Annotated in this window: 19 protein-coding genes; 12 read left to right on the top strand and 7 right to left on the bottom strand. The window is 40.6% G+C overall.

Annotation, left to right across the window (positions count from 1 at the left end; translation table 11 throughout):
• Positions 1–3 precede the first annotated feature (3 nt).
• Positions 4–333, top strand: coding sequence for a hypothetical protein (locus tag ACTJKC_RS04675; RefSeq protein WP_440790495.1), 330 nt, complete (start codon positions 4–6; stop codon positions 331–333).
• A 280-nt stretch (positions 334–613) separates the two neighbouring features.
• Here ACTJKC_RS04675 and ACTJKC_RS04670 read toward each other — a convergent pair whose 3' ends face one another.
• Positions 614–1,297, bottom strand: coding sequence for an arylesterase (locus tag ACTJKC_RS04670; protein ID WP_440790494.1), 684 nt, complete (start codon positions 1,295–1,297; stop codon positions 614–616).
• A gap of 103 nt (positions 1,298–1,400) precedes the next feature.
• On the opposite strand from ACTJKC_RS04670, the gene ACTJKC_RS04665 reads away from it, so the two are divergent.
• The 4 genes from ACTJKC_RS04665 to ACTJKC_RS04650 all read left to right on the top strand — a co-directional run bounded on the left by ACTJKC_RS04665 (position 1,401) and on the right by ACTJKC_RS04650 (position 6,411).
• Positions 1,401–2,090, top strand: coding sequence for an ABC transporter ATP-binding protein (locus tag ACTJKC_RS04665; protein ID WP_344848757.1), 690 nt, complete (start codon positions 1,401–1,403; stop codon positions 2,088–2,090).
• Complete coding sequence (locus ACTJKC_RS04660; protein ID WP_440790493.1) at positions 2,083–4,617, top strand: ABC transporter permease; 2,535 nt, start codon at positions 2,083–2,085, stop codon at positions 4,615–4,617. Before ACTJKC_RS04665 ends, ACTJKC_RS04660 begins: the two co-directional genes overlap by 8 nt.
• Before the next feature lie 241 nt (positions 4,618–4,858).
• Complete coding sequence (locus ACTJKC_RS04655; protein ID WP_344848753.1) at positions 4,859–5,041, top strand: hypothetical protein; 183 nt, start codon at positions 4,859–4,861, stop codon at positions 5,039–5,041.
• An 80-nt stretch (positions 5,042–5,121) separates the two neighbouring features.
• The gene (locus ACTJKC_RS04650; protein WP_440790492.1) at positions 5,122–6,411 is read left to right on the top strand and encodes a gluconate:H+ symporter; all 1,290 of its coding nucleotides are present in this window, start codon (positions 5,122–5,124) and stop codon (positions 6,409–6,411) included.
• Between the two features lie 351 nt (positions 6,412–6,762).
• Here ACTJKC_RS04650 and ACTJKC_RS04645 read toward each other — a convergent pair whose 3' ends face one another.
• The 3 genes from ACTJKC_RS04645 to ACTJKC_RS04635 are packed head-to-tail and all read right to left on the bottom strand — an operon-like array spanning position 6,763 to position 11,616.
• Entirely contained in the window at positions 6,763–9,210 is a 2,448-nt protein-coding gene (locus ACTJKC_RS04645; RefSeq protein ID WP_440790491.1) for a TonB-dependent receptor domain-containing protein, read from the bottom strand.
• A 31-nt stretch (positions 9,211–9,241) separates the two neighbouring features.
• Positions 9,242–11,194, bottom strand: a complete 1,953-nt coding sequence (locus ACTJKC_RS04640; RefSeq protein ID WP_440790490.1) for a M56 family metallopeptidase — start codon at positions 11,192–11,194, stop codon at positions 9,242–9,244.
• Positions 11,195–11,226: 32 nt separating this feature from the next.
• Entirely contained in the window at positions 11,227–11,616 is a 390-nt protein-coding gene (locus tag ACTJKC_RS04635; protein WP_344848743.1) for a BlaI/MecI/CopY family transcriptional regulator, read from the bottom strand.
• 328 nt (positions 11,617–11,944) lie between these two features.
• Here ACTJKC_RS04635 and ACTJKC_RS04630 point away from each other — a divergent pair, with 328 nt between their 5' ends.
• The 3 genes from ACTJKC_RS04630 (at position 11,945) to ACTJKC_RS04620 (ending at position 15,330) form a co-directional block, all read left to right on the top strand.
• Positions 11,945–12,625: a hypothetical protein gene (locus ACTJKC_RS04630; protein ID WP_440790489.1), complete on the top strand. Its 681-nt coding sequence runs from the start codon at positions 11,945–11,947 to the stop codon at positions 12,623–12,625.
• A gap of 694 nt (positions 12,626–13,319) precedes the next feature.
• Positions 13,320–14,381, top strand: a complete 1,062-nt coding sequence (locus tag ACTJKC_RS04625; RefSeq protein WP_440790488.1) for a response regulator — start codon at positions 13,320–13,322, stop codon at positions 14,379–14,381.
• A gap of 289 nt (positions 14,382–14,670) precedes the next feature.
• On the top strand, positions 14,671–15,330 hold the full coding sequence (locus ACTJKC_RS04620) for a hypothetical protein (RefSeq protein ID WP_440790487.1): 660 nt from the start codon (positions 14,671–14,673) through the stop codon (positions 15,328–15,330).
• Between the two features lie 21 nt (positions 15,331–15,351).
• Here the strand turns inward: ACTJKC_RS04620 and ACTJKC_RS04615 are convergent, their stop codons facing one another.
• On the bottom strand, positions 15,352–17,592 hold the full coding sequence (locus ACTJKC_RS04615) for a hypothetical protein (protein WP_440790486.1): 2,241 nt from the start codon (positions 17,590–17,592) through the stop codon (positions 15,352–15,354).
• Positions 17,593–17,844: 252 nt separating this feature from the next.
• On the opposite strand from ACTJKC_RS04615, the gene ACTJKC_RS04610 reads away from it, so the two are divergent.
• The 3 genes from ACTJKC_RS04610 to ACTJKC_RS04600 are packed head-to-tail and all read left to right on the top strand — an operon-like array spanning position 17,845 to position 19,752.
• Entirely contained in the window at positions 17,845–18,495 is a 651-nt protein-coding gene (locus tag ACTJKC_RS04610; protein ID WP_440790485.1) for a FadR/GntR family transcriptional regulator, read from the top strand.
• Between the two features lie 10 nt (positions 18,496–18,505).
• A complete protein-coding gene (locus tag ACTJKC_RS04605) occupies positions 18,506–19,339 on the top strand; it encodes a sulfite exporter TauE/SafE family protein (RefSeq protein WP_440790484.1) in 834 nt (277 codons plus the stop codon).
• A gap of 11 nt (positions 19,340–19,350) precedes the next feature.
• Entirely contained in the window at positions 19,351–19,752 is a 402-nt protein-coding gene (locus tag ACTJKC_RS04600) for a DUF1634 domain-containing protein (RefSeq protein ID WP_440790483.1), read from the top strand.
• A gap of 140 nt (positions 19,753–19,892) precedes the next feature.
• On the opposite strand, the gene ACTJKC_RS04595 is transcribed toward ACTJKC_RS04600, so the two are convergent.
• Positions 19,893–20,747: an NAD(P)-dependent oxidoreductase gene (locus ACTJKC_RS04595; RefSeq protein ID WP_440790482.1), complete on the bottom strand. Its 855-nt coding sequence runs from the start codon at positions 20,745–20,747 to the stop codon at positions 19,893–19,895.
• 120 nt (positions 20,748–20,867) lie between these two features.
• On the opposite strand from ACTJKC_RS04595, the gene ACTJKC_RS04590 reads away from it, so the two are divergent.
• Positions 20,868–21,971: a DNA alkylation repair protein gene (locus tag ACTJKC_RS04590; protein ID WP_440790481.1), complete on the top strand. Its 1,104-nt coding sequence runs from the start codon at positions 20,868–20,870 to the stop codon at positions 21,969–21,971.
• Here ACTJKC_RS04590 and ACTJKC_RS04585 read toward each other — a convergent pair.
• Positions 21,960–22,418 carry an NUDIX domain-containing protein gene (locus ACTJKC_RS04585; RefSeq protein ID WP_440790480.1) on the bottom strand — a complete coding sequence of 153 codons (459 nt, stop codon included), beginning with the start codon at positions 22,416–22,418 and terminating at the stop codon, positions 21,960–21,962. The two genes, ACTJKC_RS04590 and ACTJKC_RS04585, sit on opposite strands and share 12 nt — an antisense overlap.
• Positions 22,419–22,505: the final 87 nt, after the last annotated feature.

Genomic DNA, 22,505 nt, shown 5'->3' with positions numbered 1-22,505 from the left:
CTGATGTTGCAGCATCCTGTTAACCCTAAATATGTTGATGCTTATGAATACCGCGATGGTAAATGGTCTGCACCGAAGCCGGTACTGGCCAGTGATATCACTCGCAGAACATTCCCTTTAAGCGGAATGCATTTTAAAGATGCACATAAGGTAATACAGCTTTATAATGCTAAAGCCACCCAGGTTGAAGGGGCAGAGCCAACATCAGCTGCTTACATTACCATTTGGGATAAGGGTATGCGCTGGGCTCCCAGAACAATAAACGGCAGCCGCGAGCGCTACGATATCCAGTTTAACAATGATGGCACGCTTAAAAGTTTCAGGCAGGAGTGAGAAGTTTAATCGCAGTTCTTTACCCTTTTTATAGAAAGATCGTCATTGCGAGGCACGAAGCAATCTTAATACGATCGTTAATTATTGAAATTAAATTCATGCAGAGCCTACCCATAGTTGTAGGATTGCATCGTTCCTCGCAATGACGATTTATCGCATTTTATCCGGCTTTAATGGTACAAATAAAAACAATCATCTTAAGATAATGCAGCCCTAATTCACCCTGGTCAGGTTCCCTCTTTGCTTTCTCTGTGATCTCTGCGGTAAAAACTAAGAAAGCTTACAATAAGCCCTTCAATACCACCCAAACATTCTCGGCTAAAATTTTATCTCCTTCTGCAGTTGGATGGATGCCATCGGCCTGGTTTAATTTTGGCACCCCACCCACTTTATCCAATAAAAACGGAATCAGGGCCATCTGGTTCTTTTTGGCCAGGTCAGGAAAAATATTCTTAAAATCTGCTGCATATTTAGCCCCCATATTCGGCGGAACCTGCATGCCGGCAATCACCATTTTTGCGTCAGGATATTTTGCCTTCACCCTATCTATAATGTCTTGCAGGTTTTTAATGGTTTGTGCCACAGGCAATCCGCGTAAACCATCGTTTGCCCCAAGTTCCAGCACAAAAATATCTACAGGTTGTTTGAGCAGCCAATCGATTCTTCCTTTGCCACCTGCAGAAGTTTCGCCACTTAAGCCACCATTAATTACATTATATGGCATTTTTAAAGAATCAATCCGGTTTTGGATCAGGGCCGGGTAAGCTTCCGTCGGATCGAGCCCGTAACCTGCTGTTAAACTCGTACCAAAAAAGAGGATATTTTTCTTTTTAGCTGACGGAACTGCAGTTTTTTGGTCAGCCGAATCTAAAGTTTTACCAGTATTGCTTTTACTTTGCTGGTTTCCACAGCTTAAGAGCATGAGGCTCAAAACAAATAGGCCCATTAATCGTTTTCGTAACATATTTAATAATACTATATCTAATTATCGTTAAACCATTAATAACAGGCATCGCCCGGTTATGTTTGGCCAAAAATCTATACGCAAACCTTAAAAATATAAGCTATTGGAAAGCATATTGAATATCCGAAATGTAAGCAAAATTTACCAAAGTGCCGGGCGGGAACTCACCGTTTTGGATAACATCAATTTTTCTATCGCAGCTGGGTCAACTGTGGCCATAACCGGTCCATCCGGAAGCGGTAAAACCACCCTGCTCGGTTTATGTGCAGGTTTAGACAGGGCCAGTAACGGAACCGTTGAGCTGAATGGAATTGCGCTGGAAAAACTCAGTGAAGATGAACGCGCGGCGGTGAGGAACCAGTATGTAGGTTTTATTTTTCAGAATTTCCAGCTGTTACCTACTTTAACTGCGCTCGAAAATGTAATGGTTCCTTTAGAATTAAGGGGTGCAAAAAATATAAAAGCTCATGCACTGGAGTTGCTGGATAAAGTTGGCCTTGCCGATCGTTCTCATCATTATCCCATTCAATTATCGGGTGGCGAGCAACAAAGGGTTTCGCTGGCAAGGGCGTTTTCTAACCAGCCGGCTATTCTTTTTGCCGATGAGCCTACCGGAAACCTGGATGCAGAAACAAGTGAGAAAGTAATTAAACTACTTTTCGACTTAAATAAAGATGCCGGAACCACTTTAATCATTGTAACACACGATTTAGAACTTGCAGCCCGAACATCCAGAACGATCAAAATCAAAGGTGGCGTAATCATTTCAGACGAAAATCCTTCTTATGCCTAATAGCCTTCCAACGCAAAGCATTAAATTTTCTTGGCTGTTTAAAATGGCCTGGCGGGATAGCCGGAAAAACCGCGCACGCTTATTTCTTTTTATATCATCCATCGTTTTAGGCATTGCAGCGCTTGTGGCCGTGTATTCTTTTAAAGATAACCTGCAAAAAGACATTGATGCACAGGCTAAAGAACTTACAGGTGCCGACCTGGTGCTGGATAGCCGCAAAGGGGTAAGCAAAGCGATGCAAAAAATACTCGATACGCTGGGCGACGAACGCTCGCAGGAGAAAACATTTGCCTCAATGATTTATTTCCAGAAAGGCGGAGGCAGCCGATTGGTGCAGATGAAAGCCCTGGAAGGAAATTATCCTTATTATGGCACGATAGAAACCATTCCTCTGGAGGCAGCAAAAAACTTTCAATCCGGAAGAACTGCCCTTGTTGATCAAACTTTGATGTTGCAGTTTAATGCCAAAGTGGGTGATTCAGTCAAAATTGGTGATCTGAATTTCAAGATACTCGGCACGCTCACCAAAGCGCCGGGACAAACCGGGATTGGCGCCAGCATTGCTCCAACAGTATATATCCCGCTGAAGCTTCTCGATAAAACCAACCTCATTAAAACAGGAAGCCGCATCAATAATAAATTCTATTTTAGGTATAACGATCCGTCTGGTATTGATGCCTGGGTAAAAAAACAGGATGCCCGGCTGGAAAAAGAGGGTTTTGATGCCGACACGGTTGAATCGCGGAAAGAGCAAACGGGTCGGTCGTTTAGAGATGTTAACCGTTTTCTTGCTTTGTCAGGATTTATTGCCCTTTTACTGGGCTGCGTTGGTGTTGGCAGTGCCATCCATGTTTATATCCAGGAGAAATTAAGCGCCATTGCAACTTTGCGCTGTTTAGGGTTAAAATCGCGTCATGCCTTTTTAATCTACCTCATCCAGGTGTTTATTATCGGGTTAATTGCCTCAGTTTTGGGCGCAATTTTGGGGACCGGGATTCAGTTTTTACTGCCTCTGGTGTTAAAAGATTTTCTTCCGGTCGAAATTACCATGCAGGTTTCGTGGCCGGCCGTTGGTCAGGGGATTTTATTGGGACTGATTATTTCCATCCTGTTTGCACTCCCCTCACTCCTCTCTGTACGGAAAATTTCGCCATTAAACGCCATCCGGATATCTTTCGAAAAAGCTGGCGGCAGAAGAGATCCTTTAACCTGGCTGGTGTATTTGTTAATGGCGGCCTTTATTACCGGTTTTACCCATTTGCAGATGAAAACCTGGGTACAAACATTCGCCTTTACCCTGAGTATAGCCATTGCTTTTGTACTGCTCATTGCCCTGTCTAAATTATTGATGTTCCTGTTGAGAAAACTCTTGCCCAACTCATCAAGCTATTTGTGGCGACAAGGCTTTGTCAATCTTTACCGTCCAAATAATCAAACATTGATGTTAACGGTTTCCATAGGCTTATCTACTGCATTCATTTGTACGCTGTTTTTTGTTCAGGGCATATTAATGAGCCGGGTTACGCTTTCATCAGGAGCCAGCCAGCCCAACATGGTGATGTTTGATATCCAGAATACGCAAAAGGAAGGATTGGACAGTTTAACCAAAGCTTTCAAATTACCATTAATGAACCAGGTACCGGTAATTACCATGCGGATAGAAGAAATTAACGGGAAGAAAGCTAGTGCCGATACGAATAACCGTAGGGCATACCGCAACGAGATCAGGGCCACTTATCAGGATACTTTAACCGCAGCAGAGAAAATTACATCAGGTAAATGGATCGGAAAAATAAAACCAAATGAAACGGTTTATATTTCTTTAGATCAGCGTTATGCCCAATCTATTAATGTTGGCCTCAACGATAAAATCCTTTTCAATGTTCAGGGTATGATGATCCCTACCGTTGTGGGCAGTTTGAGGGAAGTAAACTGGAGCCGGATGCAGACCAATTTCAGGGTAGTTTTTCCTGCCGGAGTACTGGAAGAGGCGCCACAGTTCCATGTATTAATGACCAGGGTGCCATCAGGCGAAGTTTCTGCCCGTTTTCAGGGCGAAGTAGTCCAAAAATTCCCTAATGTTTCGGTGATCGATTTAGACCTGGTATTAAAATTATTGGATGAATTACTGAGTAAAATCGGTTTCGTAATCCAGTTTATGGCGGGCTTTAGTATGGTTACCGGGTGGATTGTGCTTATTTCGTCAGTGTTAACCAGCAAAAACCAGCGGATAAAAGAGAGCATTTTACTGCGCACGATGGGCGCCAGCAGAAAACAGATTTTGGCGATCAATGCCATCGAATATTTCTTTTTAGGTGCGTTTGCAGCCGGCGCAGGGTTAATTTTAGCCATCAGCGGAAGCTGGGCACTGGCCAAATTTACATTTGATGCTGCATTTGTTCCACCCTTTATACCAACTGTGCTGTTATTTGGTTCAATTGTATTACTGGTCGTGATTACAGGTGTATTAAGTACAAGAAGTATATTAAACCAGCCGCCTTTAAAGATACTGAGAACGGAGGGGTAAAACAGGAATTGCCATGCGATTAGCGTGTGGTGTTTTGCGTTAACTTAATCACCGGGAAAGCAGATATAGGCATCGAGGACACAAAGCCGGGAATGGATTAATTTCACTTATTTTTTATGAATAAAAGTTAAGGTATTATATATCAAGCGATTACTATTAATGATTTTAATTCCATCAACCATTTTACATCTTACATTTTAATCTACCTTAAGTTTTACGAATAATCAATACTTTTACTTTTATGATCAGATTAAATAACGATACGCCCAACGATGTTCTTCAGGAAGTAAAAATCGGCGATATGGTAACCGATACCTTTAGCAAAACCGGCCTGGTAGAAAACATAGAGATTAGTGATGATGGCCTGTACCGGATTTACGAATTTAACCTCGTTACCGGAAGAACCATTACTGTAAAAAAGTAAACACGATGCATTAGAAATTAAGATCTGTGTTTATCTGTGTGCATCTGTGGTAAAAAAACATTAACCTAATCCCTAACCAAATGTCATTACTCATCCTACTTTTCGGCATCCTGCTGCTTTTCATTCTGATTTTGAAAAAGATCAACCCGATGATTGCTTTAATTGCAGTAGCAATTATTACAGGCCTTTTATTGGGGATGCCTGCTACAAAGGTAATGACCTCTATTAGCAACGGAATAGGTAGTACGCTTGGCAGTATGGTGATGGTTTTGGCGCTTGGTGCCATGATGGGAAAACTGATTGAAGACAGTGGCTCGGCTAAAAAGATTGTTTTCATCCTGATCAGGGCCTTTGGTAAAAAGAACATCCAGTGGGCGGTCCTGTTAACAGGCTTGCTGGTCGGAATACCCCTGTTTTATAACGCAGGTTTTGTAGTGCTCATTCCGCTGGTATTTGCCATTTCGGCCACCACCGGACTTTCGAAACTTTACATTGGCATTCCGATGGCTACAGCGCTTTCGGTAACACATGGTTTTTTGCCTCCTCATCCTGGTCCGGTGGCTCTAGCAGGAATTTTCCATGCCGATATTGGTAAAACATTGATTTATGGCTTAGGTTTAAGCATCCCGATTGCCATTATTGCTGGGATTTATTTTCCGAGACTGATTATTAAACGCGATCAGGCAGCCAACCTTCAGGATTTCAAAATTGATGAGGAAGAAAACTTACCATCGGCTGCCCGCAGTTTCATTACGGCACTTTTACCGGTATTTCTAATCATCGCCGGAACAATAGGCAGCAGTTTTAAAATGGATTATACCGGCAAACCCTTATTTGTTTTTCTGGCCGATCCTACCGCGGCACTTTTAATTTCGGTTATTATTGCCCTTGCTGTTCAAAAAACGAGTATTTCAAAAGCAATGGAATCATGCGCTGAAGGTGTTAAAAGTATTGCAATGATTATTTTAATTATTGCTGCCGGCGGTGCATTTAAACAGATATTGATCGATAGCGGTATGGGCGAAACGGTAAAACAACTTACCGGAGGTTTAAATTTATCGCCGTTATTATTGGCTTGGTTAATTACGGCATCGCTCCGGGTAACCCTTGGCTCGGCAACGGTAGCGGCACTAACCGCATCCGGAATGGTATTGCCATTAATCGGCCCTGGCGCTCCACCAGAGTTAATGGTTTTATCGGTAGGCGCCGGAAGTTTAATGTTTTCGCACGTAAACGATACGGGTTTCTGGATGTTTAAAGAATATTTTAACCTGAGCCTGAAAGAAACCTTTCGCACCTGGACCATGATGGAAAGTTTGGTTTCTGTTTTAGGATTGGTTGGTGTGCTGGTGCTGAACCAGATTGTTTAACGAGATCGTCATTCCCAGCTCCGAATGGGAATCTTAATGCAATAAGCTTTAAGATTCCCGCCTGCGCGGGAATGACGACCACACTAAAGAAATATATTCTTATTTTTTTGCTGCATCCAGGGTTCGTGTCCCCACGAACCTTGCTTATTTTTGCCACGGAAACTCGGAGAACACGGAAATTGATTGTCTCCGATTTTGTCTCATCCTTTCCAAATTAAACTTAGCTGTTCTCAGGTGGCTTAGGTGGTCAGAACATTAATGAGTTGGCTTAAAAATCTTTGCAGATCTCTCCGTTACGCTGCACTTCAGTCGGGATGACGGCTAGTTAAAAATCACTGGCAAACTAGCTTTCTAATTCTTTACCCTGTTTTTTTCAGCATCCGCTCCTGAAGATTCGTGTTTAGCCGGTGTAGAAAATGCCTTTCCAAAGCGGTAACTGTAACTCACCATAACCGATCTCGAATCCTGCCGGTTTACCCAGTTTGCTTCGGTTGCAGCCAGGTTATTGATTACGCCATTATAAACCCGGGTTCTGAAAATATCATTAGCCGTTAATTTCAACGTACTTTTTGCTGAAAGTTTTTTCTGTACTGCTGCGCCAAACTCATGTACTTCGCTTAATAAAAACTGTACATTCGAAAATTTACTCTGATAACGCATGTTTACTTCAGCATTCCACGTCGGACTGATTTTAAACTGCAGGTTTGGATTAGCCCTTAAATAACTTCCTCGTGTTTCGAGAAAACCGGTATAAAAATCTGTTTTCGAAACCATTCTGGCATACTCAACATAGGCATTCAGTTTTACCCATTTCGTGATATCGATTTCTGCATTTACCGAAACATTTGCCACCGTTGTTTTACCGACATTTGCCGGGCGACTGTAATATGTACCATCTACAATTTCTATGGTCTCGTTCACTTCATCCCTCACCCAGCCATAGCCTAAAGTGGTGGTAAATTTATTTTTATAGGTATGCGACAATTCTATGCTTTGAGTAAACGATGGCTTTAAAAATGGATTCCCCACATAGTAAGTAAATTTGTCTAATGGAGAAAAAAACGGATTAAGATCCTGATAATAAGGGCGGTCGATCCTTCGCCCATAGTTTAAGCCCAACTGGTTATTGCCGGCGGTATCCAGTTTATAAGAGAAATAAACGGTTGGGAACAAACTATTGTAGGTTCTTTTAAAACTCGAATCGGGTTTAATCAGGTTACCCAGCTGATGCCCGTTAGACACTGTATTTTCATACCTCAATCCTACCTGTAACGAAAACCACTTTCCTTCCCTGCTCATGTTCAGGTAAGCCGCATTAATGTTTTCTTCATACAGAAAATGATTGCTCTTTTCGTAATCGGCGCTGGTTTTTCCTCCGGCAGTATTAAAATAACCGGCAATGTTATCTGTTTTGGTATAAGCAGTTTTAACGCCCGCATCCAGTTTCCACTTGTTTTCGAGCGGATGCGAATAATCCATTTTTGCCGTATAAATATCAATATCAGAAGGCAGATTACCCGTTAATATATCCTGATATTTTAATGCTCCGCCGGGCAGGTAACTGAAATTGTAATACGTCTGATCCGTTTGGTCGCGGTAAAGCAAATAATCTGCATCAAAAGTAAGCTCTCTGCCGGCCTGTTTAAACTTATGCCTGTAATTTAAGTTTACGCCTGCATTCTGGTATTTAATCTGGTCGATATTTTCGGCCCTAATTACCGAATCGAGCTGCATCGATGCATTGGATAAGTTACTGGTATTGTTGTTCACCTGTTTCGAAATCCGGTTCATTCCTGTAAGCACTATACCCCAGGTGGTATTATCCGAAACATAATAATCAAGTCCTGTTTTCAGGTTAAGCGTATTGCCATGCCTGCGGAAATAAGAGTTCTGATTAAAGTAGGATTTGGCACTACCATCATCATTCTTATATTTCCGGTTCAGGTCAAGATCAGTAAAACTGTTGTTCAGGTTATAACTTAAATTTCCAAAAACATTGATTTTATCCTTACGGTAATTAAAATTAAAACTATTGTTTGATCGGGTTAATTCACCTTGATTTAAACTCAGATTAATTCCCCCGTTAAACCCTGCAGTTTTACTTTTCTTCGTTTTAATGTTAATCACACCGCCATTTCCTGCAGCATCATATTTGGCTGGCGGGTTTGTCATCAGTTCGATCTGATCAAGCGACGAAGAAGGCAGCGAGCGTAAATAATTATCGAGGTCGGCACCCGACAGGTAAGTTGGCTTATCATCAATAAAAATGGCCACCCCGTTTTTGCCTTTAAGCGAAATAACCCCGTTCTGATCTACATTTACCCCCGGCGATTTGCTTAGCACATCCAAAGCCGTTGTTCCGGCGTTAGAAATCAGTGCATCAACATTTACCACAGTCCGGTCGATCTTCCTCTCCACAAAAGCCTTTTGCCCAGAAACATTCACTTCTTTTAAATTGGTTGCGCCCGTATTAATTTTGATCTCAGATAAGGCCATAACCGGGTGGCTGGTGTCTAAAACCAGGGTATCGGTTTTATAAATCGGAGCACCAACCACCGATATTTTAATCAGGTATTTTCCAAAAGCCAGTTTATCGAAACTGAACAGTCCATCTTTCTCAGTGAAGGTGGTTTTAAACAATACTGAATCTTTAAGCAAGGCTACAGTGGCAAATTCAATATTTTTTCCTTCGGCATCCAATACACGACCATAAATTCGGGATGGAGATTGTTGGGCTTGAGCAAAAGTAAGGGCAATATTCATCCATACGGCTAAAAAAGCCATGATTTTAAATTTCATGATGGTGAGATTGGATTAGCGCTTTTAGATTTTAGTTTTTATTGTTTTCGACCAGGAAATTGTACATCAAAGAGTGGCCATCATTCTTTAAAAACCTCTTTTTATATTTTTGCTGAACATCAGCATTTTGTTTTACACCGTTTACAATCAGCTCGTCTTTATTAAGTTTGTACGAGAGTTTATTGGTGCTGTTAATAATGCCATCTTTCATCAGTTCCTGATTAATTTCGCTGGTATAATCATGTCCGTCGCCATTGGTTACCGTTTTTGAAGTAACTGTTCGCTGCGAACCCGTTTTTGTGCTGGTCTTTCCATTATAAATTGGTGGAGTCGGAGGCGTTGGAGGTGTTGGAGGTATTGGAGGAGTAGGTGGAGTAGGTGGAGTTGCCGGCACGGCAGGTAAAGCTGGCATAGCAGGTACGGCTACAGGCGGTTTTGGTGCTCGAGGCGCTCTTGGTGCACTTGCCGGGCGTGGCGGACGAGGTGGTCTTGGTACCTGATGACTTTTACTGTTTTTATTATCCTGGGCCCATTTCTCATCCTCTTTTGCCCATTTTGCATCTTCCTGAGCCCATTTTGCATCTTCAGAAGCTAATTTAGTATCTTCTTTCGCCAACCTCTCGTCTTCCTTTTTAAGCTTTTCATCTTCAATTCTTGCTTTAGCATCTTCTTCCCTCACCCTTGCATCTTCCCTTGCTTTTTTTGCATCATCCTTTATAGCTTTTTCATCTGCTTGTCTGGCTTTTAAATCTTCCTTTGTTTCCTGTTGCTTTTGTTTTTCATCCAGCTGTTTCAACTGGCGGTCCATTTTTGCGTTGATCTCTTTTTCCAGTTGATCTCCTGATTTTTTTTCGGCAGGTTTATTTTTCCTGGTGGTATCCTGTAAAGCTACAATTGAAGTGCTTATCTCTTTTTTGGTAACTGTTTTTGCACTGCCAATGCTTTTAAAGGCTGCAGTACAAACCACTACCGATACCAGGGCGATGGTTAATATTGTTTTTTCCATTTTGTTTAAAGTTGAATTGGTGTTGAATAACATCCTGCTTGCCCTGTGCAGCAGGCTACCTTTCTTACCGGTTATGGCCATGGCATAAGCAGGTGCACGCTGCTTAAATTCCTGGCACACAATAAGGGCCTGAACGTAGTTTTTGCGATCGTTTACACAGGCGATGGCCAAATCATCGCAGCAATGCTCGCGTTCTGTTTTTATTAATTGCGATACCCAAAGTACTGCCGGGTTAAAGAAAAATACGATTTCGATAAAACTTTGTAACAGGTTTACCAGGTAATCCTTACGTTTAATATGCGCCAGCTCATGAGAAAGAATGGCTTCTACTTCTGCATTCGACAAACCATTTAGCAAGCCCAGAGGGATCAGGATTAAAGGCTTAAAATGGCCGACCACCATAGGTACCTGTGCAATACCCGATTGCATAACCTTTACGTGTTGACTTAAACCCAGTTTTTGGGCCAGTTCATTTAATTTTTCATCCCATTTTTTACCGGCAGCATAGGTTTTATGCTTACGCAGGTGATATACACCGTTTAAACCTACCATTAACTGGATACTTTTTCCACAGATGATCAGGAACCACACCCATACGATCTGATAAGCGTAAGCATTCCATAAGGAAAGGATTCTGTTAAGACCAGAATACATATCATAGCGCACGTTTGTAACTGCCTGCTGATTTGTAATAACATTGGGCAGGTTAATTCCAGTTTGATGAACGGCCTGAGATTGTGCGGCGTAAACCGGTTCCTGGAGTTCCTGATAAAAAGTGAAACCTATTGCGATTACAAACGAACCTAAACATGCCGTGAGCAGGTTATAACGCCATGTAGCGCTTGCCTTACGGGTGGTAAACATCACCAAACCGGCCAGCAAAGCTAAAATTATACCAAGCCACAACGAGTGGAACAAGGTGGCGCCCAGGGCATGAAGCCAGTTTTGAGGCAAAAGGTTAATTAATTTGAATTCCATTATCGTGGTTCTTTAGAATCTGTTGTTATTAATTAGTCCATGCTATCCAATAGCCGCTTAATCTCTTCGATTTCTTTTTTTGATGTTTTTTCATTTCCTAAAAGCTGCATCATTAACTGCGACGCTGAGCCTTTGTACAACGTATTTACGAAACGGTCTAACAACTGAACTTTGGTTTTTTCTTCTGCTTCTACCGGAATATAAATGTGTTTCATTTGGCTCTCATCACGTTTTAAAATTCCTTTTTCAGCTAAGATCTGCATCTGCTTTAAAGTTGAGGTATAATTAACCTCTCTTTGTTCATTCAGCTTATCATTTACAAACCGAACGGTTGACGGACCAAACTCCCATAATACCTGGAGAATTTCCAGTTCAGCTTTGGTAGGTTCGGGCAGGTTATTTTCAGGTTGTAAACTTTTCATATGCTAAAGGTACGATGTTTTTCGTACGATGCAAATATTAGGATACTTATTTTTTAATTAATATTTTAAATAACTGATTTACAGATAAATATAAACAATTCACCATGAACAAATATTGTGCTTTGGAGAAATCCATTCAGAAAAACATTAAGCTGCAAGGGTTTCTTACCAGATCTTTCAGGATCAAAAAATGATTTTGATTACAATCATCAACCGTCTTAATGTTTATCAAAGGAGATGTAACAGCAGCTCAGCAAATTTGGATATAAAATCTATCCCATGTCGCCTGTTTCCGTTTACCCCTACCCTGCACAACCTAATTATAATTATGATGGCAGATAAAACGAACAACATCTCAACCTTATTTATCAGTTACCTGATATTAACAACCGTTTTCCTTGTGCTGTTGACTGGCTTTGGAGAAAATTATTTTTTTGCAAGTTTTAACATCGAAATCCTAAGCCTTTACGATTTTGCCGACCTGGCATCCTCGCAAAGAGGATTAAGCTATCTGGAAAAATCAGCGTTTATCGTCATTTTGCCTTTAATCATCACGATAGCCTTTGTTGTTCACTCCTGGATTTTTGATACAGCTACACAACGGTGTACCAGAAATTCGGCTTTTTTAATCGGCCTGTTGCCCTTCGCATTTTTACCGGCACTAATCAGTTTTCAGGAAATTAAAATCTCACTTCTATTTATCTGTATTTCACTCAGCCTGCTGCTTTGCCTCTGGATTGTTCTTTTTCACATCAGAATGTTCCAGTTTAGCTACCTGTCTTTCCATTTGTTTGCAAGCTGCTGCCTTTTAACCACATTCACTACAATTTTGCGGATAGATGAAGATATTCAGCATTGTTTAAACAGTACAAAAAACACTGATTCTGTTGAAAAACTAAATCCGGTCATGGTAAATAGTCCTGTGGTTTTTGTTGGCAGCACCACCTCCTTTAACCTGTATTATTCCCCCACACAGCATAGAAGCATCATTTTACCTAAAACGAATTAAAAATTGTCATAACCAGCTAACACATCAGATACAGAAGATTTAAAACAATTTGCTTTTTTCATACCGCCCGTTTACTTGTTTAATCAGGCAGTAAAATCAGAACTTATAATGCTAAACACTACATTATACCACATTCAAGAATACTAATTTTTGCCTCTTTGATCACAATCAACAATTAAATTGACAATTATCAATCGATTTATGCATATTTATGCTCATTTTTATTGGATATTTGTCTATTAATCCCTATAAAAACCTAAAAGAAATGCTTTTCTTAGAAACTCATGTTAAAAAAATGTACTGTTTTTTTAACAGGTCAGCTAATATAATTTCCAGTGTAATCAATACGTTCTTCCCTGCCGGTGCTGTTTGGCGTGGTTCTGTTCCGGAAGATGTTTTTATTAAACAACCATAAATGAAAATTCTCTGTTTATTAAACAATGATATACCCGTACTTGTCCATTCCGTTCCGGTTTATCCGGTAAGTGATGAGTTTAACCAAAAAAAGTTGCACTCAGTTTTCAACATAACCCGTACTGCCACCAATTGTCTTTTCTCTTTTTTAGTCATTCATATTTAATATCGGTGAGGAAGCTTTTAATCATGGAAATACAAGGTCCGGAAATAAGGTTTAATACCTTTTTTACTTATCTAAAAGGAACTTATTGCCTTTAGGATTAAATATAAAATTTAAATGGAGGGATCTAAAATCTTGGTTATACTAGAGGATTTTGATTTAAGAATAAAAATCACCGAAATACTTACAATCGGTAAATACAATGTAAAATCGACACACAGTGGCAAGCAGGCAATAGACATCATCAGGAAAAACCCTGTAGATGTGATTATTTCAGGAATAAATGTGTCAGAAATAGATGGATTTGGAGTACTACGCGTGGTTAACAAATTTATGGAAACCGCAGGCATCAGTTTTATTATGTTATTAACCGGTAAAGATTATGATCTTGCCCGCAGGGTAATGGAACTCGGTGCCGATGGTTACCTCATGGATCCTTTTGATGATGGGGAATTACTCAACCAGGTGGAGGTGAGGCTGAGAAAGAAAAGGCTGCAGCACGAATTGTTTTTGAAACAGCATACGCAGCTAAGAAATATACACAACAGCAGAGACGATATGTCGTGGCTGAGATCAAGGTTTGAAGGAAGTTTACCCAGAAAGTTTAAGAAAAACCAGGTGCTTTATTACAGGGGAGAAAGACGTGCATTGGGTCTCCACTATATTTTATCGGGAAAAATTAAAACTTATGTAGCCGATGCCGCAGGCAATGTACTTATTACCGGAGTGTATGGTCCGCACGAATATTTTGGATTACAGGGAACATTATTGGGCACAGAAAACAAAGAAATTGCCGAAGCCATTGACAGTACCGAAATACTAACCATTCCATTTGCAGAGGTGCAGCACCTGATTACCGACTATCCGGAAATATTCAGCGTTTTTGCCAAAGATCTTGCACAAACCTTAAGCGAACGCGACGAGAAGCTGCTGGATATTGCATATTATTCGGTACGTAAGCGGATTGCCAAGGCGATTATAGGACTAACCAAACTTGGCCATGATGCGGAAAATGGCAGATTTATACTCCCAAGATATGACCTGGCCTGCCTGGTAGGCATTGCAACCGAAACTTTAAGCCGGGTATTAGGCGATTTTACAAAAGAAGGACTTATTGAAAAGGACGGCAATAATATTATTGTACTGGACATCAATTCCTTAATGATGATGAAAAATTAATATTGCCTGTTAATAACATCAGTTTTAAATGGCTACAAGCTAAATTCAGGCTACAGATGAGAAAGATCAAGGTACGCATTGATTAAAATCAGATGAAAATTGATCTGAGTTATAGAATTTAGCAATTGCCGGTTTTAACCAGACCGGATAAATATTTAAACAGGAGCCATGTTAAGCTAAAACGTTTTAAATATGAATGCCAGCCCGGAATATGGCGTATGGGATTTAAGAATACCGTATTATCAACACCAAAACAAATGAAATATGTTACTCAACTCAATTAAACAACATGGAACTAGGCTATACTAAATATTTTTTAAAGGTATTTCTTTCATTGTTAGACAGGAAGAAAGACAGAGCGGCCATAAGGTTTTTATACAGGCATACGACCTTCCGAAATATAGATCAGGGAGAAACACTTTTTGAACCCAATAACCAGGCTGCAAATGGCAAAATTATATACGTAGCTGAAGGATTGGTAAACGGATATGTTACTGATGAAAACCAGGAACAGGCTAATATATGGCTGGGAAGCGCAGGCAGCACCTATATCTGTGACGATTTTAGCTATACCGGTCATACTTTTAACGTGCTGGCAATAGAGCGCTCAACCTTATTTATTATAGATCACTGCGAATTTGAGGAAGGCTGTGCATGGTACCCCGTGCTCGATTCTTTATTTCACTTTTATTTTCTGTATCACGCAATCACTGACGTTAACAACAGAAACATTTTATTCAGGTTGCAAAATATCGAAAACAGGACTTGCTTATTCAGGCGTATTTATCCGGACCTGTACAACCGGATCCCTCCGGATCTCTTAATCTCTTACCTTGATCCGGATTCTACTTTAAGATCAGAACAGAATTTGCAGTTAGATAGCTTGTACGGAGAAAGCCTGCTCAATAACCAATCGCCACAAAGATTTACAGAAAGCTATCTCGATTAAAATGAATTTATTATAAAGATTTTATAGTTTATTGATTAGCGAAAGATCGTCGAGAATAATATCTCCCGACCTGCTTTTATTAAAAATAAACTTTATGACTTTAAGGTTGTTCATCTGAAATTCTGTATGGTTACCCATGAGCCTGCCAATATCGAAATAGAAAAAATCAGGCACCGCTTCCGAATTTGGATAATCGTTAAGCAGGGCAAACTTACTCAGGTTTTTAGCGATCTGAGGCTGCAACACGCTACAACTGCTCAAAGGAAAGGATAACTTGTGTTTGTTATTGTCTTCTAGTACGATGGTAAAATCAATCGGTTTGAGAAGGCCGGCAGTATTTTCCTTCCCGCCAACGAGAGAAAAACTCAACATTTTTCCGGATAGAGAAAGCGGGGCAGTAAGGTTAAGTGAGAAAAAACCATTCTGGTGTTTTACACTGTCCCATCCTAAATAAATAGCCTTTGTAATGTGCATTCCCCACAAAAATTTATTCTGTTGTTCCTTCCACTCCCTTAAGCCACTGGTCGTAATCCGTCCGCCATTCACCGTTGCCGAATTCACATCTACATCTTCATCAAAATCAGCCAGTATCGTTTTGCCGGCCGGTTCGAACTGGTTCATGTAAATCTTTTCCGGTAGCCAGTTTCTTCCAAACCTGGCATCCATAAACAAGGGTTTGTAACCCGCTTCACCATTAATTGTCGTTTCCAGAAATGAGCTGATGTACACGCACAATATTTTTTGCTGCTCTTCCTCCTCCATCAGCTGTTTTAAGTTAAACCTGTTGATACCAGGCCCCGTATCATCTCTCCGCCCCCATACCGAATTAAACTGACCATGATTGGCTGCACTTAAGTAAAGACCCGCCTTAAAACCACTAAAACCTGGCGAAAACTGAATCCGTTTCAGTGTAGCCAGTCCTCCATAAGTCTGCATATCCATATCAAGTGCGCCCTGAATCACAAAAAAACTGATATCCTTCGCAACTGTTAAAGTACCTCCGGGCTTATACTGACCATCTACCGGAGCAATGGCTACAACCGCACCGATATTAAAATTAAAATTGAATTTCTCTCTGGCATCATCAGGGTAATGGCTAAGTTTATTAAATACTGCAGCATGGGTTACGGCTTCTCCCCCTCTGGAATGCCCGATGATGGCAATTTTATTCATATCCAACCGCTTATAAAAAGTGTTGCCAGGTGTTTTGTTCCAATTGCGCAAAAGTTCAAGATGTTTTAAAAGTAACCACGCTCTTGCAGCATTTTCGTTTTTTAAACCGCCACCAAATACATCCAGATCGGTTATTGAAAGGTTTAAAAAATTTTCATCTACCGAAACCACCATGTAACCGCGACTGGCCAACAACTCTCCTAAGAAAGTATAACCCGGATCGGAAGCCTGCTGGCCTACATGGTTTCCGTGGATGATCATGACCAAAGGTAAAGGTCCCTTTTTTTCACGGGGATACCATACCAATGCATTCATGGGTAAAGATTTTTGATCGAAACCAAAATACATGGTTCTCAGTTTTCCCGAAACGCCGGTCCAGGAAGTAAGCAACCGCGAACCATTAACGCTGCTTGTTTTTATATTTACACGGTCGCCAAATTCTCTCCGCCATTTATCTTTTCCACTTCCATAAGTGAGAAAAAATGGTTTGTAAGGCCCTTTTATTGACGGATCAGGGAGCGTGAGCACTGCAGGCAGGTTACCCTTCATTTTATAATTAACAACCGCTTGCGGCTTGCTCCCCTGCCCGAATAAAATAACTAGCCCGGCAACGAAAGCCGCAGAAGAAATAACCAGGATAAAGAACCAGAGCATCCGTTTCGGGCTCTTCAAAGGAAATAAACTGCCCTTTTTCCATTGGTAGAGCCCTGTTAGCACCAGTACCGGTAATACAATGATCAGCAGGATTAACAACCAGCCATAGGTGGTGGGAAGATGAAAAAAAGAAAAAGCCGCCAGGTAACTAAATACAATGGCAACCTGATATGTTGAAGGAATGCATTTGAGCAATTTTAGCAGCCAAACGCATAGAATGGATAAAACGATTCCACAGGCAATGTAAAATAACAGATAAGCAATAAGATATAAAGGGGGAATATGGTCGTAAAGGTATAAAACATGCATTACCGACAGGAATACAACCACAAAAGCGATGATTAATTTCCCGGCAGTGCCAGGTAAATGATCTGACGGGGAAAGGAAGTCGGTAATGCGTTTAAAGATGGATCTGATCTTCTTGATTATAGCCATAGTTTAATAGTATGTACATCAGGAACGATGGTACACATCTTTTTGTTAGTAACCAGTTGTTAACCAGTGCCGGATGAAGCACCGAAAAACAAATTAGGTAAAATTAGCAAGTATTCAAAATAGCGTTAGCAAGATGCGGGAAAACAAGACGAAGCCTCTAATTCTATTCGTGATAAAAATGATATAAAAAAGACATTAAACATCTGATGTTTAAATAAAACATCGTATGTTTGTGGTGTTATTTAAGAAAACATGAAACAGAAAAGTAAGCTTTTTGAACAAATAGCGATCAAAATCAGAAATGATATAAAGGAAGGCAAGTTTAAAACAGGGGAAAAAATCCCTTCAGAACCAGCCTTGATGGAATTATATCAGGTTGGCCGTTCCACCATCAGAGAGGCTATAAAATTGTTAACCTTATCCGGAATCCTTACTGTACAGCAAGGTTTTGGGACCAAGGTTAATGCTGTTCCCGCCGAACCTATTGAGCAGCGTTTACGGAGTTCTGATTTTGATGAAATTAATCAGGTAAGGGCTTTGCTCGAACAAGAAATTGTGCGTTTGGCAACTCAAAACCGAAATGATACAGATATTAAAACCATTAGCGAAGCGCTTGAAAAACGAAAACTGGCCATTGAAAATGAATCGAAAACAGCTTGTACCAATGCCGATATTGAGTTTCACCTCGCTATTGCCCGCGCCTCAGGAAACCGTGTATTAAGTGATCTTTATGAAAGTTTTACGGTAATTATCCGCGATTTTTTTGCCAAACGTGCACCTTCAGGTATTGCCCATTTTGCCATGAGCCACCATTTGCACCAGGCATTATTTGATGCCATAAATAACAGGAATACTGATGCTGCCCTCGAAATCATTACTACCATATTGAATAATAACCATTAAATATAAAATCATGTCAATTTTAACTTTTACCCTGATCTTAGTACTCGGGGCATACCTTGCAGGCCTGGTGGGCTCGCTAACCGGACTCGGTGGAGGGGTAGTTGTAATTCCTTTGCTTACACTCGTTTTTCATGTAGATATCCGCTATGCCATTGGTGCTGCCCTGCTGGCGTCTATTGCCAATTCATCAGGTGCGGCAAGTGCTTACATTAAAGAAGGGATTACCAACATCAGGCTGGGGATGTTTTTAGAAATTGCCACTACCGTTGGGGCGGTGATAGGCGCTTTACTTGCGATATATACCCCAACCAATACCATTGCCATTCTTTTTGGCGCAGTGCTTCTCTTTTCTGCCGCCATGACTTTAAGAAAAAAGAACCAGGAGGCTTTAACCGAAGGAAGTACACTTTCTGCCCTGTTGAAACTCAACGGCAGCTATCCCACAGAAACGGGAACCGTTGAATATAAACTTAAAAATGTTGGGGCAGGCTTTTCGATTATGACGGTAGCAGGCGTAATGTCGGGCTTGCTGGGTATAGGCTCAGGGGCACTAAAAGTATTGGCGATGGATACAGCCATGAAAATACCATTTAAAGTAAGTACAACCACCAGTAATTTTATGATCGGGGTTACTGCCGCTGCCAGTGCTGTAGTATATCTGCAACGGGGTTATATGGATCCGGGCATTGCTTTTCCGGTAGTGCTGGGCGTATTGGGCGGCGCTTTTACAGGAGCTAAATTATTAACCAGAATTAATCCTGCAACCCTGAGAATTATCTTTTGCGTTGCCATCACATTCGTTGCCCTGGAAATGATTTACAACGGTTATCATCACAAATTTTAAATTAAATACAAATGAAAAATATCATCTCAACACACTTAATACAAGACCGCGATGTTGAAAAGATTGTAGGCAAACTATTAAGGTTCGGCGTAATCGCTGCAAGTTTGGTGGTTTTATTGGGTGGCATACTTTTTTTGGTGCAAAGTGGCGCACAAGGTCGTCCTGATTATCACATTTTTAAAGGAGAAGAGAGTGACTTTATTACTTTTGATGGCATTTTTATGGGCATTTTCACTTTTAAACCCATGGCCATTATCCAGTTCGGGGTTTTGCTTTTAATTATCACCCCGATTATGCGGATTATATTCTCACTGTTTGCATTTATACTCGAAAAGGATAAACTTTATGTAGTAATTACCTTAATAGTACTGGCTATTATTTTAGGAAGCACATTTGGAGGATTGAAAGTTTAAGAAGTATTGCAATAAAAAAGGAATCGTCATCTCGACCGAAACGCAGTCCCGAATATTCGGGAGAGAGAGATCTATCTCGAGATAGATTTCCACTCCGTTGCGCTCCGCTCGAAATGACGGTATTTTGAAGAGGGAACTTTCTATCCTTTTACCTGTTTAATTACTGCAATTAAATCTTCTTCTCCATACTTTGCAGTTGCTGCTTCAAAAGTATTTAATGCGGTTTTGGCCAAAGGAGAACCAAGGCCAATATTTTTTGCCAGATTTAAATCTTTTACAATATGTTTAAGGGCAAATGCAGGTTTATAATTATCTGCTACAATGGCATCGCCTTTAATTTTGGTAAAAACATTGGCAATAGCCCCATTATTGATCAGATTAAGCAGGGCCTCGGTTTCAATGCCTTGTTGGTTGGCAAATATCACCGTTTCAGCCAGGCCCTGAGTGTACAATGCCAGTAAAGAATTTATTGCCAGTTTTGCCACATTACCAGATCCGGTATCGCCCAAACGTACGGCCATTTTACCCATTTTTTCGAGGATTGGTTTAACCTGTTCAAAAGCAGTTTCATCTCCACCAACCATAATCACCAATTGCCCGGTTTCGGCCTGCTTTACACTTCCTGAAACCGGCGCATCTAAATATTGAGCGCCTTTCTCTTTACTTAACGTAGCCATTTCTTTTGAAATAGCAGGAGAAACGGTACTCATATTGATAATGACTTTACCTGAAACATCGGCGCTGAAAAGTCCGTTTGCTCCGTTAAAAATCTGCTCAATTGCCGCATCATCAGATACCATTAATACCAGTACATCGGTTTGGCTAACCAGATTTTCAGGCGTTTCGGCAACCAGTGCACCAATTTCTTTTAAAGCAGTTTCTTTATCTTTGCTTCTGTTATAAACGGTAACTTCATAACCTGCTTTTATTAATTGCCCGGCCATTGGAATTCCCATGTTGCCCAGGCCAATCCAACCTATTTTTGTTGTGCTCATTTCGTTGTTTTTATGATAAACAAATGTGACAAAGAAAAAGCTGAAATCGCTCAATAATTGGTAAAAATGATGTTGAACAGGGAAAAGAAAACTTAACTTTGAGATCAAGATTTACAGTATATGGCCAGTCCGCTTAAAGATTTATATTCTCCTGCTTTCTATGACCGATTAACCAGTGCCTTAGCGGCTGCCATCCCGGATTTCGGCAAAGAAAAATTTATCAAAAAGATCTTCACTCCGGATTTTGCGTCTAAAGAACTAAAAGAGCGGATGAAACACACCTCAAAAGTTTTGAACGGTTTCTTACCTGAAAACTATCCGCAAACAATAGAGCTGATTAAAAAATCAATCGCACAATTGAGGATTCAGGGCATTGGTGAGGACGGTTTAGCGTATATGTTTCTGCCAGATTATATCGAAACTTATGGGATAAACGATTTTGAAAACTCAGTTGAGGCACTTGAATTTATTACCCAGTTTGTGAGCTGCGAATTTGCGGTGCGTCCTTTTATTTTAAAGTACGAAAATCAAATGATCTCAAGGATGCAGCAATGGTCGCTGCACGAGAGCCATAAAGTGAGGCGATTGGCCAGCGAAGGCAGCAGACCGCGTTTGCCCTGGGCAATGGGCATCCCATTTCTGAAAAAAGATCCAACCTCAATCTTACCCATACTCGAAAACCTAAAAACCGATCCGTCTGAATATGTAAGGCGGAGCGTAGCCAACAGTTTAAACGATATTGCAAAAGATCATCCGCAGGTGGTGCTAAATATTGCCAAAAACTGGTCGGGTTTGGGGAGTGATACCGATGCGATTATTAAACATGGCAGCCGGACATTGCTTAAACAGGGCCATGCCGACATTCTTAAACATTATGGTTTAGATGATAAAGGCATTTTGTTAAGTGATTTTAAAATCCTTACGCCTGAGGTTAAAATCGGCGGAAGTTTAGAGTTTTCTTTTTCCATCACCAATGAAAATCCAACAGAACAAAAAGTACGGTTGGAATATGCCATTTATTATAAAAAGCAAAATGGGCAGAATACTAAAAAAGTGTATAAAATTTCGGAGCGTATTTATCCTGCCAGAGCGAGTGTTAACGTTATTCGCAAACAAAAATTTGTACTGATTACCACAAGAAAATTCCATTTGGGCAGTCATCAGCTTTCGATGATTATCAATGGGGCAGAAAAAGAAATTTCACACTTCGAATTAACTGCCTAATTTCTCAATCACTTCATCGAGCAAGGCAATTTGCCTTTCGTTAATGTGCTTAACCGCTTCGTTGTATGTAAACCATGCGGCTTTATCAACCTCGGCAAAACTTTGTTTTTTACCAGAGCGGGGTGGCCATTCTATTTCGAAGGCATTACTCACAATGCTTTCAGCATCGATATCACCTGCTATCGCCCAGCACAAAACTTTCTTTCCGCCCTTTTGAACAACAGGGCTTAATTCGATAAAATCGCCCGATAAGTTTTTACCCGTTTCTTCAGCAAATTCACGGATAGCCGCAGCTAAAGGCGCTTCATTTTCATTCAGTTCTCCTTTCGGAATAGTCCAGAAACCAAGGTCTTTTTTAGCAAAAAAAGGTCCGCCCGGATGCACGAGAAAAAATTCGATGTGTTGATCTGTTTTTTTGAAGAGAAGGATTCCGGCGCTTTGTTTCATAGGGATTGAAAAAGTCAGGTTTTTAAAATTTGACTTATTAAAAAAAGCAGCTAAAATTATTTTAACTGCTTTGATATACTTTGGTAT

This window comes from Pedobacter sp. 22226 (assembly GCF_052045455.1).
GTDB lineage: Bacteria > Bacteroidota > Bacteroidia > Sphingobacteriales > Sphingobacteriaceae > Pedobacter > Pedobacter jeongneungensis.
Note: the sequence above shows the minus strand (reverse complement) of the source record. Positions and strands in the feature narration are given on the sequence as shown.

What these genes read in the sequence shown, in the direction of transcription:
- ACTJKC_RS04675 (WP_440790495.1), top strand. Translation starts at nt 4, where the DNA reads ATGTTGCAGCATCCTGTTAACCCTAAATATGTTGATGCTTATGAATAC.
- ACTJKC_RS04670 (WP_440790494.1), bottom strand. Translation starts at nt 1,297, where the DNA reads ATGTTACGAAAACGATTAATGGGCCTATTTGTTTTGAGCCTCATGCTC.
- ACTJKC_RS04660 (WP_440790493.1), top strand. Translation starts at nt 2,083, where the DNA reads ATGCCTAATAGCCTTCCAACGCAAAGCATTAAATTTTCTTGGCTGTTT.
- ACTJKC_RS04655 (WP_344848753.1), top strand. Translation starts at nt 4,859, where the DNA reads ATGATCAGATTAAATAACGATACGCCCAACGATGTTCTTCAGGAAGTA.
- ACTJKC_RS04650 (WP_440790492.1), top strand. Translation starts at nt 5,122, where the DNA reads ATGTCATTACTCATCCTACTTTTCGGCATCCTGCTGCTTTTCATTCTG.
- ACTJKC_RS04645 (WP_440790491.1), bottom strand. Translation starts at nt 9,210, where the DNA reads ATGAAATTTAAAATCATGGCTTTTTTAGCCGTATGGATGAATATTGCC.
- ACTJKC_RS04640 (WP_440790490.1), bottom strand. Translation starts at nt 11,194, where the DNA reads ATGGAATTCAAATTAATTAACCTTTTGCCTCAAAACTGGCTTCATGCC.
- ACTJKC_RS04635 (WP_344848743.1), bottom strand. Translation starts at nt 11,616, where the DNA reads ATGAAAAGTTTACAACCTGAAAATAACCTGCCCGAACCTACCAAAGCT.
- ACTJKC_RS04630 (WP_440790489.1), top strand. Translation starts at nt 11,945, where the DNA reads ATGATGGCAGATAAAACGAACAACATCTCAACCTTATTTATCAGTTAC.
- ACTJKC_RS04625 (WP_440790488.1), top strand. Translation starts at nt 13,320, where the DNA reads ATGGAGGGATCTAAAATCTTGGTTATACTAGAGGATTTTGATTTAAGA.
- ACTJKC_RS04620 (WP_440790487.1), top strand. Translation starts at nt 14,671, where the DNA reads ATGGAACTAGGCTATACTAAATATTTTTTAAAGGTATTTCTTTCATTG.
- ACTJKC_RS04615 (WP_440790486.1), bottom strand. Translation starts at nt 17,592, where the DNA reads ATGGCTATAATCAAGAAGATCAGATCCATCTTTAAACGCATTACCGAC.
- ACTJKC_RS04610 (WP_440790485.1), top strand. Translation starts at nt 17,845, where the DNA reads ATGAAACAGAAAAGTAAGCTTTTTGAACAAATAGCGATCAAAATCAGA.
- ACTJKC_RS04605 (WP_440790484.1), top strand. Translation starts at nt 18,506, where the DNA reads ATGTCAATTTTAACTTTTACCCTGATCTTAGTACTCGGGGCATACCTT.
- ACTJKC_RS04600 (WP_440790483.1), top strand. Translation starts at nt 19,351, where the DNA reads ATGAAAAATATCATCTCAACACACTTAATACAAGACCGCGATGTTGAA.
- ACTJKC_RS04595 (WP_440790482.1), bottom strand. Translation starts at nt 20,747, where the DNA reads ATGAGCACAACAAAAATAGGTTGGATTGGCCTGGGCAACATGGGAATT.
- ACTJKC_RS04590 (WP_440790481.1), top strand. Translation starts at nt 20,868, where the DNA reads ATGGCCAGTCCGCTTAAAGATTTATATTCTCCTGCTTTCTATGACCGA.
- ACTJKC_RS04585 (WP_440790480.1), bottom strand. Translation starts at nt 22,418, where the DNA reads ATGAAACAAAGCGCCGGAATCCTTCTCTTCAAAAAAACAGATCAACAC.